Source organism: Streptomyces sp. NPDC104371 (assembly GCF_055583785.1).
Window position 1 is genome coordinate 64,650 of the sequence record NZ_JBVJNF010000012.1, and the last position, 14,333, is coordinate 78,982.

The window sequence follows — 14,333 nt, forward strand, 5'->3', positions numbered from 1 at the left end:
GTCAGGTGCGCAGGGCTGCCACGGCGTCCGCAAGCGCCCGCGCCGCGTCCGGGACGAGGGCGTGCGCCCCGTCGCGGACGACCTGTCGGCCACCCACGACCGTATGCCGTACGTCCGCTGCCGTCGCGGCGAATACGGCCGTCTCGGCGCCGAGCCGCGCCGGTGGGCCCGCGGTTCTGACCGAGTCCAGCGCGATCGTCGTGAAGTCGGCGAGCGCTCCGGGCCTCAGGGTGCCCGCGTCCTGCCAGCCGAGCGCGGCGTGCCCGGTGGCCGTGGCGGCCCGCAGCAGGGCCGCGGCCGTCCAGTGGCCGCGGGTGCGGGTGCGCAGCCGCTCGTTCAGCTCCATCGCGCGGGCCTCTTCGAGGAGGTCGATGACGGCGTGGCTGTCGGAGCCGAGGCTGAGCGGGGAGCCCGCGGCCTGAAGGGCCCTGGCCGGGCCGATGCCGTCGGCGAGGTCCCGTTCGGTGGTCGGGCACATGCAGGTGCCGGTGGACGTGGTGCCGAGCAGCGCGATGTCCTCGTCCGTGAGGTGCGTGTTGTGGACCCCGGTGGTGCGTGGCCCGAGAACGCCGTGGTCGGCGAGCAGGCGGGTGGGGGTGCGGCCGTGGGCCTCCTGGCAGGCCTCGTTCTCCGCCGTCTGCTCGGAGAGGTGGACATGGAGCGGGGCCCGCCGCTCCTCGGCCCAGCGCGCCACGGTCGCCAACTGCCCCGCGGGCACGGCCCGTACGGAGTGGACGGCCGCTCCGATCCGTGCGTGATCCCGTTCCTTGAGAACTGAACAGCGTTCGGCCCAGGCCTCGGCCGTGCCGTCGGAGAAGCGGAGTTGGTGGGGGGTGGGGGGCTGTCCGAAGCCGGAGGAGAGGTAGGCGGTGTCGAGGAGGGTGATGCGGATACCGGCTTCGGCGGCGGCGGCGATGAGCGCCTCGCCCATGGCGTTGGGGTCGGCGTACGGGGTGCCGCCCGGCGCGTGGTGCACATAGTGGAACTCACCGACGGCGGTGACACCGGCCAGCGCCATCTCCGCGTACACGGCGCGGGCCAGTGCGTGGTACGTGTCCGGGGTCAGCCGCTCGGCGACCGCGTACATGACCTCGCGCCAGGTCCAGAAGGTGCCGGAGCCGACCTGGACGGTGCCGCGCAGGGCGCGGTGGAAGGCGTGCGAGTGGGCGTTGGCGAGGCCGGGGAGGGTGAGCCCGCGCAGGACCTCGGCGCCGGGGGGCGGGGCGGCGATCCCGGTGCGCACGGCGGTGATGCGGCCGTCGGCGCCCGCGGCGGAGCCGCTCGGTGCCACGGTCAGGGTGACGCCTGGCTCGACGGCGCCGTCGAGCCAGGCGTGTTCCAGCCAGTACGTCCGGGTCACCGGCCCACCAGCCCTTCCAGTACGTCGGCGAGGGCGCTCACCCCGGCCAGGCAGTCGTCCTCGGCGGCGTGTTCGGCCGGGGAGTGCGAGACGCCCGTGGGGTTGCGTACGAACAGCATGGCGGTCGGGATGCTCGCGGCGAGGATCCCGGCGTCGTGTCCCGCTCCGGTGCCGAGGACGGGCACGGTGAGATCGGTGTCCTTGCCGAGGATGCGGGCCAGTTCGTCGCGCAGCGCGTGGTCGAACTCCACGACGGGGGTGAACGACTCGCGGACGACGTCGAGTTCGACGCCCTGGCTGTCCGCGTGGGCGCGGGCCGCCTTCTCGATGCCGCCCACGACGGTGTCGAGGCGCTCCTGGTCGGCGGCGCGGGAGTCGAGCCAGCCGCGGACCCGGGAGGGGATGGCGTTGACGCCGCCCGGCTCGACGGCGATCTTGCCGAAGGTGGCGACGGCGCCCGCGCGTTCGGCCTCACGGCGGGCGGCCAGGACGGTCTCGGCGTAGGACAGCATGGGGTCGTGGCGGTCGCCGAGCCGGGTCGTCCCGGCGTGGTTGGCCTCGCCCCGGAAGTCGAACCGCCAGCGCCCGTGCGGCCAGATGGCACCGGCCACGCCCACGGGGTCGCCGCTCAGGTCGAGGGCCCGGCCCTGCTCGACATGCAGTTCGACGAACGCGCCGATCCGGCCGAGCCGTTCGGGGTCGGCTCCGATGGCGTCGGGGTCGTATCCGGCGGCCTCCATGGCCCGCGGCAGGGTGACGCCGTCGGCGTCGGTCAGCCGGTGCGCCTGCTCGCGGGTGAGCTGCCCGGAGGTGAGCCGGGACCCGACGCAGGCGAGCCCGAACCGGGCGCCCTCCTCGTCGCCGAAGTTGACGATGGCGAAGGGCTTGGCGAACTCGACGCCGCGCGCCCGCAGTTCGTCGAAGGCGGCGAAGGAGGAGACCACGCCGAGGGGCCCGTCGAAGGCGCCGCCGTCCGGGACGGAGTCCAGATGGGACCCGGTGACGACGGCGTCGCCCATGGCGGGGTCGCCGAGCCAGGCCCACTGGTTGCCATTGCGGTCGACCTCGTAGGCGAGCCCGCGGGTCTCGGCCTGTTCCTTGAACCAGGCCCGGCAGTCGACGTCGGCGTAGCTCCAGGCGAATCGGCGGTAGCCGCCGGAGTCACGGCTGCGGCCGATCGGCAGCAACTGCGCCCACATGCTGTGGAAGGTCACGCGTCGTCACCCTCGCGCATCGGGACGCGCACGTCCCGCTCCTCGGCCACCGACTCGGCGATGTCGTATCCGGCGTCGACGTGCCGGATGACGCCCATGCCCGGGTCGTTGGTGAGGACCCGGCGGATCTTCTCCCCGGCGAGCTTCGTGCCGTCGGCGACGGTCACCTGCCCGGCGTGCAGGGAGCGGCCCATGCCGACCCCGCCGCCGTGGTGGACGGACACCCACGAGGCGCCGGAGGCGACGTTCACCATCGCGTTCAGCAGCGGCCAGTCGGCGATGGCGTCCGAGCCGTCGAGCATGGCCTCCGTCTCGCGGTAGGGCGAGGCGACGGAGCCGCAGTCGAGGTGGTCGCGGCCGATGACGACCGGCGCGGACAGTTCACCGCTCGCCACCATGTCGTTGAACCGCTCACCGGCCCGGTCCCGTTCGCCGTAGCCGAGCCAGCAGATCCGGGCGGGCAGGCCCTGGAAGTGGACGCGCTCACCGGCGAGCTTGATCCAGCGCGCGAGGGACTCGTTCTCGGGGAAGAGGTCGAGGATCGCCCGGTCGGTCCTGGCGATGTCGGCCGGGTCGCCGGACAGCGCGGCCCACCGGAAGGGGCCCTTGCCCTCGCAGAACAGCGGCCGGATATAGGCGGGTACGAAGCCGGGGAAGGCGAACGCCCGGTCGTATCCGGCGAGTTGGGCCTCGCCGCGGATGGAGTTGCCATAGTCGAAGACCTCGGCGCCCGCGTCCTGGAAGCCGACCATCGCCTCCACGTGCCGGGCCATGGACTCCCGGGCGCGGGTGGTGAATCCGGCCGGGTCCTTGGCGGCGCTGTCGGCCATGTCCTCGAAGGCGACGCCGGTCGGCAGGTACGACAGCGGGTCGTGGGCCGAGGTCTGGTCGGTGACGATGTCGATGGGGGCGCTCATGGCGAGCAGTCGCGGGACGAGGTCGGCGGCGTTGCCGAGGACTCCGATGGACAGCGGGCGGCGGGCGGCGCGCGCCTCGACGGCCAACTGGAGGGCGTGCTCCAGGGAGTCGGCCTTCACATCGAGGTACCGATGCTCGATGCGGCGCTCGATGGCGCGCGGGTCGCAGTCGATGCAGAGCGCGACGCCGTCGTTCATGGTGACGGCGAGCGGCTGGGCGCCGCCCATTCCGCCGAGGCCCGCGGTCAGGGTGATCGTGCCGGCCAGCGAGCCGCCGAACTTCTTCGCGGCGACGGCGGCGAAGGTCTCGTAGGTGCCCTGGAGGATGCCCTGGGTGCCGATGTAGATCCAGGAACCGGCGGTCATCTGCCCGTACATGGTCAGGCCGAGGGCCTCCAGACGGCGGAACTCCTCCCAGGTGGCCCAGTCGCCGACCAGGTTGGAGTTGGCGATCAGGACCCGCGGCGCCCACTCGTGGGTCTGCATCACGCCGACGGGGCGGCCGGACTGGACGAGCATCGTCTCGTCCTGCTTGAGGGTGCGCAGGGTGCGGACCATCGCGTCGAAGGAGCGCCAGTCCCGCGCGGCCTTGCCGGTGCCGCCGTAGACGACGAGCTTGTCGGGGTGCTCGGCGACCTCCGGGTCGAGGTTGTTCTGGAGCATCCGCAGGGCGGCTTCCTGCTGCCATCCCAGGGTGCTCAGTTCCGTACCGCGCGGCGCTCGAACGGGCCGGGGTCCTGACATGGTCTGCCTCCCGATGGACGACCCCGCACACCCGACGGCGCGCAGGACAAGTGCAGTTGTTATTCACATCCTGGCCACCTGAATAGACCTAGTCAATACCTTCGGGTGCCGGCGGTGCGGCGACGGGGGATGTTTGGCTGGATGCATGACCGCAGAAGGCGACATGAGAGCGGGGGCGCGGTGACGATGAGGGACAACGGGACGGGCACGACGGCGGCCGAGACCGGGCACGCGGCGGACAGCGGACGGGCGGCGCGGCGGGACGAGGCCGTGCGCGGCGCGGTCGCCCAGGGCCTGGTGGGAGCGGAGGCACCCCTGGTCGGGCTGCTGGACATCACGGGGATACGGGAGTCGGCGGCGGAGCTGCGCGAGGCGTTCGACGCGGTGCTCCCCGCGGGCACGCCGGTGCTGCACGCCTTCGCGGTGAAGGCGTCACCGCTCGTACCGGTGCTGCGGCTGCTGAGCGAGGCCGGGCTCGGCGCGGAGGTGGCCAGCCCCGGCGAGCTGGCGCTGGCCCGCGCGGCCGGGGTGGCGCCGCAGCGGACCGTCCTCGACTCGCCCGCCAAGACGGCGGCGGAGCTGCGCGAGGCGCTGGCCCTGGGCATCGCCGTGAACGCGGACAGCCCGCAGGAGCTGGCGCGGCTGGACGCCCTGGTCTCCGCGACCCGTACGGACTCTCCCCTGGGGGTCCGGGTGAATCCGCAGATCGGGGCCGGGGCGATCGAGGCGCTGTCGACGGCGACGGCCACGTCCAAGTTCGGGGTGGCGCTGCGCGACGAGGGCGCGCGCGCCTGGGTGGTGCGGGCCTTCGCCGAGCGGCCCTGGCTGACGCGGCTGCACGCGCACTCCGGTTCGCAGGGCGTCCCGCTGACGCTGATGGCGCGGGGCATCGCGGAGACGTACGCGCTCGCCGAGGAGATCAACCGGCACGTGGGGCGGCGGCAGATCGACACGATCGACATCGGCGGCGGGCTGCACGTGAACTTCGCCTCCGAGGCCACGACACCCACCTACGCACAGTACGCGCGCCTGCTCACGGAGACGGTGCCGGGGCTGTTCGACGGGCGGTACGGGCTGGTCACCGAGTTCGGGCGGTCGCTGCTGGCCAAGCACGGGGCGCTGGTGGCGCGCGTGGAGTACGCCAAGAGCGCGGGCGGCCGGGCCGTGGCGGTCACGCACGCGGGCGTGCAGGTGGCGACCCGCACGGTGTACGCACCGGCGTCCTGGCCGCTGCGGATCGCGGCGTACGACGCGCAGGGGCGCCCGAAGGAGGGGCCCGAGGTGGTGCAGGACGTGGCGGGACCGGCGTGCTTCGCGGGCGACCTGCTGGCCGAGGGGTACCGGCTGCCGCTGCTGGAGCAGGGCGACCACGTGGCGGCGCTGGACACCGGGGCGTACTACTTCGCGCACCACTACGCGTACAACTCCCTGACGCGGCCGGGGGTGTACGGCTACACGCGGGACGCGAGCGGGGAGACGCGGTTCGCTCTCGTACGGGAGCCGCAGACGGTCCAGGAGATCGTGGCGGAGTCGGGCGGAGGGCACGCGGACGCGCTGACGGCCCTGTGACCTCACCCGCGAGCGTCCGCCCCGTATCCGTCGGCGTATCGGGCGGCGTATCCGGCGGGGCTCCCCAACTCCCTTGTGGCGGAGGCTAATCGACTCACTCTAGTTACCCGGCGCATGTTCCACTGGAAAATGCCAGAAGCCTCACTCCCTCGCACATACGTTGCGTAGCCTCTGCGTCACTCAGCCGTACCCGAGGTGGGGAGGGGAGCGACGGTGCCCGGAATCGACGAGTGCCTGCTGGAAGCCATGCGACTGCCCGGTGCCCGGGGCGCCGCGGTGGTCGACTGGACCAGCGGGCTCGCCCTGGGCACGGTCGGGGACTCGCCCGGCGGTGACCATGAGCGGACGGCGGCGGAGGCGGCGGAGCTGGCCCGACTGGCCGCCGAGCACCGCGCGTTCGCCCCGGAGGGCGATGCCGACTGGTCCGAGAACGCGTGCCCGGTCGAGGACCTGATCATCGCCAACCGGGACAGCTACCACCTGCTGCGGTTCGTCCCGACGACCTTCGACAGCAGCGTCTTCCTGCATCTGTGGCTGGCCCGCGAGGAGGGCAATCTGGCCCTCGCCCGGATACGGCTCGGCGAGATGGCCGGACGGCTGGTGCTGGGATGACGCCGGTCGGCGCGCCCCCGCCCCGCCTGCCCACCCGGGAACGGACCCGGATCCCGGGCGGCGGCCTGTCCCCCATGCTCAGCCGCCTCGCCGAGGAACACGCCACCGGGGTGCTGATGCGCGAGGGCGGCATGCTCTATCTGTCCGAGGGCCAGGTGGTGTACGCCGAGAGCCCCGCGACCCCGGGCCTCGACGCCCTGCTCATGGCCCGCGGCACGCTCGACGAGGACGGCTGGCGGGAGGCGTTCGCGCAGGCCGGGGAGCGGCGGCGGGTGGGGCGGTTCCTGATCGACAGCGGCCGTATCGGCGAGGGCGCGCTGGAACTGTGCCATCTGGGAGCCCTGTTCGACGCGGCGTACTTCGTCCTCGGCCCGAGCAGCGCCCCGGTCCGCTTCCACTACGGCGAGGCGCACTGGCTGGGCCCCGTGCGTCCGGTCCCGGTGGCCGCGCTGGAGCGCGAGACACTGCGCCGCCGCGAACTGCTCCACGCGATCTGGCCCGACCCGACGACGGACGACGCCCCGCTCGTGCGCGCCGCCCGCGGTTCGGGCCGGACGGTCACCCCCCGCCAGGGCGCGGTGCTCGACCGGATCGACGGAGTACGCACGGCGGCGGACATCTCGCGCTCCCTCGGCCGCCCCGCCTTCCACACGCTGGTGGACGTACGGCGCCTGGCCGCGGCGGGCGTCATCACGGCCGGGACGTACGGCGTCATGGCCATGCCGTACGGCGGGCAGCGGCAGCCGTCGGCCGGGATCCGCGCGGACCACGACCCGACGGTGCCCGCGCCCGGCGAGGCGCTGCCGCCTCCCTACGCCGACGACCCCCACATCACGTTGCTGAAGAGGCTCAGGGATGCGCTGGAGGCCCTTTGACCGGATCGAACGGCAACGCCTTGCCGAGAGGAGACCCCTGATGGACGCGGAGCCCGAGATCCTGGCCGAACTCCACCGCCTCCGAGCCCGTATCCCGCAGTTGACCGGCGCGCTCGCCGCCAGCGTCGACGGACTCGTCCTCGCCCACGACACCCCGGGCATCGAGGCGGAGGGCATCGCCGCGCTCACGGCCGCCGCTCTCGGTGTCGCCCTGCGGATGACCGACGCCACCGGCCGCGGCGACCTCCGTGAACTGCTCGTCCGCGGTACCGACGGCTATGTGGCCACCTACGCGGCGGGCCGCGGCGCCGTCCTGACGCTGCTGGCCCAGGACCGCGTCAACGTCGGCCGGCTGCATCTGGAGGGCCGCCGCGCGAGCACCCGCATCGGCGAACTGGTCGACGAAGCGGCCCGCAGCGAGCCCTCGCCGCAGTCCCGCGCCGCACGGACCCCCGCGAAGACGACCTCCGGGTCCTCCCCTTTGCCGACCCGCACCCCGCGCACCCCCGCGCGCCCCCGATCGGCCGCGAACGCGCGTACCACCACCGAAAGTTGAAAGGACGCACCCCGATATGTCCAACACCGAAACCGCGTTGAAAGAGGCGCTCTCCTCCATCGAGGGCGCGACCGGAGTCGCCCTGGTCGACTACACCAGCGGCATGGCCCTGGGCACGATGGGCGGCAGCAAGACCTTCGACCTGACGGTCGCGGCGGCCGGCAACACCGATGTCGTACGGGCCAAGTTGCGCACCATGGAGCACCTGGGACTCAAGGGGCAGATCGAGGACATCCTGATCACGCTGACCGACCAGTACCACCTGATCCGCCTGCTCACCGGCCGCGGCGGCAACGGCCTGTTCCTCTACCTGGTCCTGGACTCCAAGCGCGCCAACCTGGCGATGGCACGCCACCAGTTGAAGAACATCGAGCAGAGCCTGGAGGTCTGACCCGCCGCCCCGCGACGGCGGCGCGCTCCGACCGGGGCCGCGCCGCCGACCGGGCGGCGGGCACGGAGGCCGACGCCCGTCGGCGCTACTCCACGAACAGCCCTCTGGCCGCCGCCCGCGTGTCGAACTCCTCCAACCGGGCCTGCGCGTCCGGCAGGTCGTCGCACATCGCTTCCAGCAGGACCCGGCCGAGCAGCATCGGCGCGCAGACCGTGTCGAAGGCGAGGCCGGTGCCGACCGCGGCCGGCAGCAGCAGGTCCGAGGCCTTCGCCACGGGTGCGAACGCCGAGTCGGCGACCGTGACCACCGTCAGGCCCGCCTGCTGGGCGTACGCCAGCGCGTCCACGACCTCGCGCGGATGCCGGGGCAGCGCAAAGCACAGCAGGGCGCTCGCGCCCGCCCTGACCGCCGCGTCGATCCGGTCCTGGAGCATCGTGCCGCCCTCGTGGAGCAGCCGTACGTCCGGGTGGACCTTCGCGGCGAAGTAGGCGAAGCCGTACGCCTGGGAGGCCGCGGCGCGCAGACCGAGCACCGGCAGGGGGCGGGACGCGGCGAGGATCCGGCCCGCCCGCCGCACCGGCCGCGGATCGGCCAGTACCTGCGCCAGATGCCGGAGGTTCTCGATCTCGGCCTCGACGGCCTGCTGATAGGCGTTGCGGGCCCCCGGCTCCGCCGTCCGCTCGGCGGGCGCGACCTCGCGCAGATGTCTGCGCAGCGCCGGGTAGCCGTCGAAGCCGAGCGCGACCGCGAAGCGGGTCACGGAGGGCTGGCTGACCCCGGCGAGTTCGGCCAGTTCGACGCTGGACAGGAAGGGCACGTCGGCGGCCCGCCGCACCATGCTGTGCGCGATACGCCGCTGGGTCGGCGTCAACCGGTGCCCCTCGAAGAGCGCCTGCAGCCGTGCGGCAGGACTGTCGGTCACGCCCATGACGTGCTCCCCCTCTCGAACCGGACATCGCCTCGTGCTGCCCGACCACCGGGTAACTATTCAAACACCAGGAAGCCTGCATGGCGATATGCAATCCGGGCGTCCGGCGGCCCCCACCGCAAGAGGGGGGTTACCCCCAGTGCCGCGGCGCCACCCGCTCTCTACCGTGGTGAGCATGACGGGAATGGACGCGCGGGACGCCGACCTCAAGAAGGATCTGGACGCCGGCCTGCGAGCCCGCAAGGAGCTGGGCGAAGAGTACGAGTCCGCGCTGATCGAGTCCTTCCTGGAGAAGGTCGACCAGCGGATCGACAGCACGATCGACCGCCGGGTGCGGCGCCAACTCGCCGAACAGCAGATGGTGGTCGCGCGCGGCAGCCAGTCGCCGCGGGCCACGGACTCCTGGGCCGAACGCTTCGGCTTCGGCATCGTCTCGCTGGTCCTCGCCGTCCCGCTCTCGGCGATCGGTGGCGCCCTCGGTGGCCGGGCCGGTCTCCTGATCGCCTGGCTCGGCATCGTCGGCGTCAACGTGGCGCAGGCCGCGCGCACGAGTCCGGGCTTCTTCGGCCGCCGCAGCCGGGCCGCCGAGGACAGCGACTGGCGGGACTGAGCCCGCCCGCCGCCGACCTGACGACAGAACGCCGACCTGACGACAGAAGCAGCGGACGCGGCGGACGGCGGAAGCGAACGCGGGGACCGCCGCACCCCCGTTCCCGGGGGTCGGGACCGCGGCGGTCCCCGCGAGGGACGCGGGCCGGGTCAGGGCCGTACGTCCGTGGCGTCCATGGAGGCCCGGGAGCCGCTCCGGAAGTCCGTGGCGCCGTGTGGTCACCACCCTGCCGGACCCATGTGAAGCGGGTGCTACGCGCAGATGACGCGTGTGTTCCGCGCTCAGGAAGCCGGGTGTCGCGCCGCGTCGGCTACTGCTTGCCGCCGCCCTTGGCCAGGAACGCCAGCAGGTCCTGGCGGCTGATCACGCCGGTGGGCTTGCCCTCGACGAGCACGATCGCCGCGTCGGCAGCGCCGAGCACGGCCATCAGGTCCGCCACCGGCTCACCGGAGCCGACCTGCGGCAGCGGCTCCGACATGTGCTTCTCCAGCGGGTCCTCCAGCGAGGCGCGCTTGGTGAACAGGGCGTCCAGCAGCTCGCGTTCGACGACGGAGCCGACGACCTCGGCGGCCATCACGTCGGGGTGACCCGCGCCCGGCTTCACGATCGGCATCTGCGAGACGCCGTACTCGCGCAGCACCTCGATGGCCTGACCGACCGTTTCGTCGGGGTGCATGTGCACGAGGGAGGGGATGGAGCCGCCCTCCTTGTCGCTGAGCACGTCACCGACGCGGGCGCTCGGACCGGCGTCCTCCAGGAAGCCGTAGTCCGCCATCCACTCATCGTTGAAGATCTTGCTGAGGTAGCCGCGACCGCTGTCCGGCAGCAGGACGACGACGACATCGTCCGGGCCGAGCCGCTCGGCGACCCGCAGCGCCGCCACGACCGCCATCCCGCAGGAGCCGCCGACCAGCAGCCCCTCCTCCTTCGCCAGCCGCCGGGTCATCTGGAAGGAGTCCTTGTCGGACACGGCCACGATCTCGTCGGCGACCGTGCGGTCGTACGCGGTCGGCCAGAAGTCCTCACCGACACCCTCGACGAGGTACGGACGCCCGCTGCCGCCGGAGTAGACGGACCCCTCGGGGTCGGCGCCGACGACCTTGACGCGCCCCTCGCTCGCGTCCTTCAGATAGCGGCCGGTGCCGGAGATGGTCCCGCCGGTGCCCACGCCCGCGACGAAGTGCGTGATCTTCCCCTCCGTCTGCTCCCACAGCTCCGGACCGGTGGAGTGGTAGTGCGAGAGCGGGTTGTTGGGGTTGGAGTACTGGTCGGGCTTCCAGGCGTCCGGGGTCTCACGGACGAGGCGGTCGGAGACGTTGTAGTACGAGTCGGGGTGCTCCGGCGCGACGGCGGTCGGGCACACGACGACCTCGGCCCCGTAGGCACGCAGCACGTTGATCTTGTCCGTGGACACCTTGTCGGGGCACACGAAGATGCACTTGTACCCCTTCTGCTGGGCCACGATCGCCAGGCCCACGCCGGTGTTGCCGCTGGTCGGCTCGACGATCGTGCCCCCCGGCTTCAGCTCGCCGCTCTTCTCGGCCGCCTCGATCATGCGCAGGGCGATGCGGTCCTTCACGGAACCGCCGGGATTGAAGTACTCGACCTTGGCGAGCACGGTCGCCTGGATGCCGGCGGTCACGCTGTTGAGCTTCACCAGCGGGGTGTTGCCGACGAGGCTGATCATCGAGTCGTGGAAATGCACCGTTGTCTCCGGTCGCTGCAAAGGACGTGGTCGTTAGTGGTTCCGCCAGCGTAAGCGCTCGCCGGGCCCGGGTGGTCCGGAGCGGGCGGGCCGCCCCGGACGTTACGTCCTGTCGAGATTGGACGACGGGGCGTACGGGGCAAGCACTGGGTGTACGGCTACGAGGAGGTGGCGGCGACGCATGTCGAGCATGTCCAGAGCCAGAGTGGCACGGCGCATCGCGGCGGGCGCGGCGTACGGCGGTGGCGGGATCGGCCTGGTGGGAGCGGCTGCCATAGGGCTGGTGCTGGCGGAGGTGCAGATGGCCAAGCGCCATGTGGGCAACGGCCACGCTCCGCACCCGCCGAGCGCCGACGGCGTGTACGGCTGGGAGGGCCTCCGCTCGGACGCGGCCGGGAAGGACGACGCCCCGGTGCCCCTGCGGCTGACACTGCTCGGCGACTCCACGGCCTCCGGACAGGGCGTGCGCCGCTTCCGTCAGACGCCCGGGGCGCTGCTGGCCTCGGGGCTCGCGGCGGTCGCGGAGCGCCCGGTGGAGCTGCGCAACGTGGCGCTGGCCGGGGCCCAGTCCGACGACCTGGACCGCCAGGTGACCCTGGCGCTGCGGGACCATGACCGGCTGCCCGACATCTGCGTCATCATGATCGGCGCGAACGACGTCACCCACCGCATCCCGCCGACCCGCTCGGTGCGCCATCTGTCGGCGGCGGTCCGCCGGTTGCGTACGGCGGGCGCGGAGGTCGTCGTGGGCACCTGCCCCGACCTGGGCACGATCGAACCGGTGCAGCAGCCGCTGCGCTGGCTGGCCCGCCGGGCCTCACGGCAACTGGCCGCGGCCCAGACGATCGGCGCGGTCGAGCAGGGCGGCCGTACGGTGTCGCTGGGCGATCTGCTCGGCCCGGAGTTCGAGGCGAACCCGCGCGAGCTGTTCGGCCCCGACAACTACCACCCCTCCGCCGAGGGCTATGCCACGGCGGCGATGGCGGTCCTGCCGACGGTCTGCGCGGCTCTCGGCCTGTGGCCGGCCGAGGAGGAGCGCCCGGACGTCTCGCGCCGCGAGGGCTTCCTGCCGGTGGCCCGCGCCGCGGCCGAGGCCGCCTCGGAGGCGGGCACCGAGGTCGCCGCCGCCGTGCCGACGGGTCCGCGGGGCCCGTGGGCCCTGCTCAAGCGTCGCCGTCGGCGGCGGCTGCCGACTCCGGACGCCGCACCGGCTCCGGCTCCGGACGCCACGGTGTGACCCTGGACGGGGGCCGCGGTGGTCTTCGGAGGTCACTCGGAAGGGAAAGCAAGCGCTTAGGAATGCGGTCGGAGTCACACTGCCGGGCTGGTGACCCGCACCGTACGTGCGGGTAACTTCGCCCACAGCCCTGCCTTCCTCGCACTGGAGCCGTCATGCCCGAAGCCGTCATCGTCTCGACCGCCCGCTCCCCCATCGGCCGCGCCTTCAAGGGCTCCCTGAAGGACCTGCGCCCCGACGACCTCACCGCCACGATCATCCAGGCGGCCCTCGCCAAGGTCCCCGAGCTGGACCCGAAGGACATCGACGACCTGATGCTGGGCTGCGGCCTGCCCGGCGGCGAGCAGGGGCACAACCTCGGCCGGATCGTCGCCGTGCAGATGGGCATGGACCACCTCCCGGGGTGCACCATCACCCGCTACTGCTCCTCCTCGCTGCAGACCTCGCGGATGGCCCTGCACGCCATCAAGGCCGGTGAGGGCGACGTCTTCATCTCCGCCGGTGTCGAGATGGTCAGCCGCAGCGTCAAGGGCACCTCCGACGGCCTCCCGGACACCCACAACCCGCTCTTCGCCGACGCCGAGGCCCGCACCGCCGCGGTCGCCGCGTCCGAAGGCGCCGACTGGCACGACCCGCGCGAGGACGGCCTGGTCCCCGACGCGTACATCGCGATGGGCCAGACCGCCGAGAACCTCGCCCGGCTCAAGGGCATCACCCGCGAGGAGATGGACGCGTTCGGCGTCCGCTCGCAGAACCTCGCCGAGCAGGCCATCGCGAACGGGTTCTGGGAGCGCGAGATCACCCCGGTGACCCTCCCGGACGGCACGGTCGTCAGCACGGACGACGGCCCGCGCGCCGGGGTCACCCTGGAGGGCGTCTCCGGCCTCAAGCCCGTCTTCCGCCCCGACGGCCGCGTCACCGCCGGCAACTGCTGCCCCCTCAACGACGGCGCCGCCGCGCTGGTCATCATGAGCGACACCAAGGCCCGCGAGCTGGGGCTCACGCCGCTGGCGCGGATCGTCTCCACCGGTGTCTCCGCGCTCTCCCCCGAGATCATGGGCTACGGCCCCGTCGAGGCCAGCAACCAGGCCCTGAAGCGGGCCGGTCTCACCATCGGCGACATCGACCTCGTCGAGATCAACGAGGCCTTCGCCGCCCAGGTGATCCCCTCCTACCAGGACCTGGGCATCCCGCTGGAGAAGCTGAACGTGAACGGCGGCGCCATCGCCGTCGGCCACCCCTTCGGCATGACCGGCGCCCGCATCACCGGCACGCTGATCAACTCGCTCCAGTGGCACGACAAGCAGTTCGGCCTGGAGACCATGTGCGTCGGCGGCGGCCAGGGCATGGCCATGGTCATCGAGCGCCTGAGCTGACGGCACCCGCCCTTCCCCGTGAGCCCGCCCTTCCCGTGCGGCCCGGAGCCTCGCGTCCTTCGAGGCTCCGGGCCGTTCCGTGATCCAATCTCCCCCAGGATGTGATCTAACTCCCTCCACCGGGTATCGGCCCAGGTCAGAGCCCGTTGAGTGGGGTACCGCAGCGACCAGGACCTGTCCGTTTCGTGACCTTACGCACTGACAGGTGGCGAGTCCGCCCGCCAAGCTGAGGTAGGAAG

General features: G+C 72.7%; 13 protein-coding genes. 8 read left to right on the forward strand and 5 right to left on the reverse strand.

Annotated elements, in window-relative coordinates; translation table 11 throughout:
- Nucleotide 1: 1 nt before the first annotated feature.
- The 3 genes from ACZ60T_RS29615 to hutU are packed head-to-tail and all read right to left on the reverse strand — an operon-like array spanning nucleotide 2 to nucleotide 4,235.
- Nucleotides 2-1,360, reverse strand: a complete 1,359-nt coding sequence (locus ACZ60T_RS29615; RefSeq protein WP_469668695.1) for a formimidoylglutamate deiminase — start codon at nucleotides 1,358-1,360, stop codon at nucleotides 2-4.
- Complete coding sequence (locus ACZ60T_RS29620) at nucleotides 1,357-2,574, reverse strand: allantoate amidohydrolase (RefSeq protein WP_469668696.1); 1,218 nt, start codon at nucleotides 2,572-2,574, stop codon at nucleotides 1,357-1,359. The genes ACZ60T_RS29615 and ACZ60T_RS29620 overlap by 4 nt, the downstream gene beginning before the upstream one ends.
- Nucleotides 2,571-4,235, reverse strand: coding sequence for a urocanate hydratase (hutU, locus tag ACZ60T_RS29625; RefSeq protein WP_469668697.1), 1,665 nt, complete (start codon nucleotides 4,233-4,235; stop codon nucleotides 2,571-2,573). Before hutU ends, ACZ60T_RS29620 begins: the two co-directional genes overlap by 4 nt.
- Before the next feature lie 186 nt (nucleotides 4,236-4,421).
- Here hutU and ACZ60T_RS29630 point away from each other — a divergent pair, with 186 nt between their 5' ends.
- From ACZ60T_RS29630 to ACZ60T_RS29650, 5 genes are all read left to right on the forward strand, one after another.
- The gene (locus ACZ60T_RS29630) at nucleotides 4,422-5,804 is read left to right on the forward strand and encodes a type III PLP-dependent enzyme domain-containing protein (protein WP_469668698.1); all 1,383 of its coding nucleotides are present in this window, start codon (nucleotides 4,422-4,424) and stop codon (nucleotides 5,802-5,804) included.
- A gap of 213 nt (nucleotides 5,805-6,017) precedes the next feature.
- A complete protein-coding gene (locus ACZ60T_RS29635; protein WP_071368625.1) occupies nucleotides 6,018-6,416 on the forward strand; it encodes a hypothetical protein in 399 nt (132 codons plus the stop codon).
- The gene (locus ACZ60T_RS29640) at nucleotides 6,413-7,291 is read left to right on the forward strand and encodes a transcriptional regulator (RefSeq protein ID WP_469668699.1); all 879 of its coding nucleotides are present in this window, start codon (nucleotides 6,413-6,415) and stop codon (nucleotides 7,289-7,291) included. The genes ACZ60T_RS29635 and ACZ60T_RS29640 overlap by 4 nt, the downstream gene beginning before the upstream one ends.
- A gap of 40 nt (nucleotides 7,292-7,331) precedes the next feature.
- Nucleotides 7,332-7,847, forward strand: a complete 516-nt coding sequence (locus tag ACZ60T_RS29645) for a roadblock/LC7 domain-containing protein (RefSeq protein ID WP_469668700.1) — start codon at nucleotides 7,332-7,334, stop codon at nucleotides 7,845-7,847.
- A 16-nt stretch (nucleotides 7,848-7,863) separates the two neighbouring features.
- On the forward strand, nucleotides 7,864-8,238 hold the full coding sequence (locus tag ACZ60T_RS29650) for a roadblock/LC7 domain-containing protein (RefSeq protein ID WP_365624138.1): 375 nt from the start codon (nucleotides 7,864-7,866) through the stop codon (nucleotides 8,236-8,238).
- 85 nt (nucleotides 8,239-8,323) lie between these two features.
- On the opposite strand, the gene ACZ60T_RS29655 is transcribed toward ACZ60T_RS29650, so the two are convergent.
- On the reverse strand, nucleotides 8,324-9,166 hold the full coding sequence (locus tag ACZ60T_RS29655; RefSeq protein ID WP_365624140.1) for a MurR/RpiR family transcriptional regulator: 843 nt from the start codon (nucleotides 9,164-9,166) through the stop codon (nucleotides 8,324-8,326).
- 184 nt (nucleotides 9,167-9,350) lie between these two features.
- On the opposite strand from ACZ60T_RS29655, the gene ACZ60T_RS29660 reads away from it, so the two are divergent.
- Complete coding sequence (locus tag ACZ60T_RS29660) at nucleotides 9,351-9,776, forward strand: hypothetical protein (protein WP_469668816.1); 426 nt, start codon at nucleotides 9,351-9,353, stop codon at nucleotides 9,774-9,776.
- Nucleotides 9,777-10,086: 310 nt separating this feature from the next.
- Here ACZ60T_RS29660 and ACZ60T_RS29665 read toward each other — a convergent pair whose 3' ends face one another.
- A complete protein-coding gene (locus ACZ60T_RS29665; protein ID WP_365624142.1) occupies nucleotides 10,087-11,481 on the reverse strand; it encodes a cystathionine beta-synthase in 1,395 nt (464 codons plus the stop codon).
- Between the two features lie 181 nt (nucleotides 11,482-11,662).
- On the opposite strand from ACZ60T_RS29665, the gene ACZ60T_RS29670 reads away from it, so the two are divergent.
- Both ACZ60T_RS29670 and ACZ60T_RS29675 read left to right on the forward strand, forming a co-directional pair.
- Nucleotides 11,663-12,718: an SGNH/GDSL hydrolase family protein gene (locus ACZ60T_RS29670; protein ID WP_365624144.1), complete on the forward strand. Its 1,056-nt coding sequence runs from the start codon at nucleotides 11,663-11,665 to the stop codon at nucleotides 12,716-12,718.
- Between the two features lie 155 nt (nucleotides 12,719-12,873).
- Nucleotides 12,874-14,094, forward strand: coding sequence for an acetyl-CoA C-acetyltransferase (locus ACZ60T_RS29675; protein WP_469668701.1), 1,221 nt, complete (start codon nucleotides 12,874-12,876; stop codon nucleotides 14,092-14,094).
- Nucleotides 14,095-14,333 lie beyond the last annotated feature (239 nt).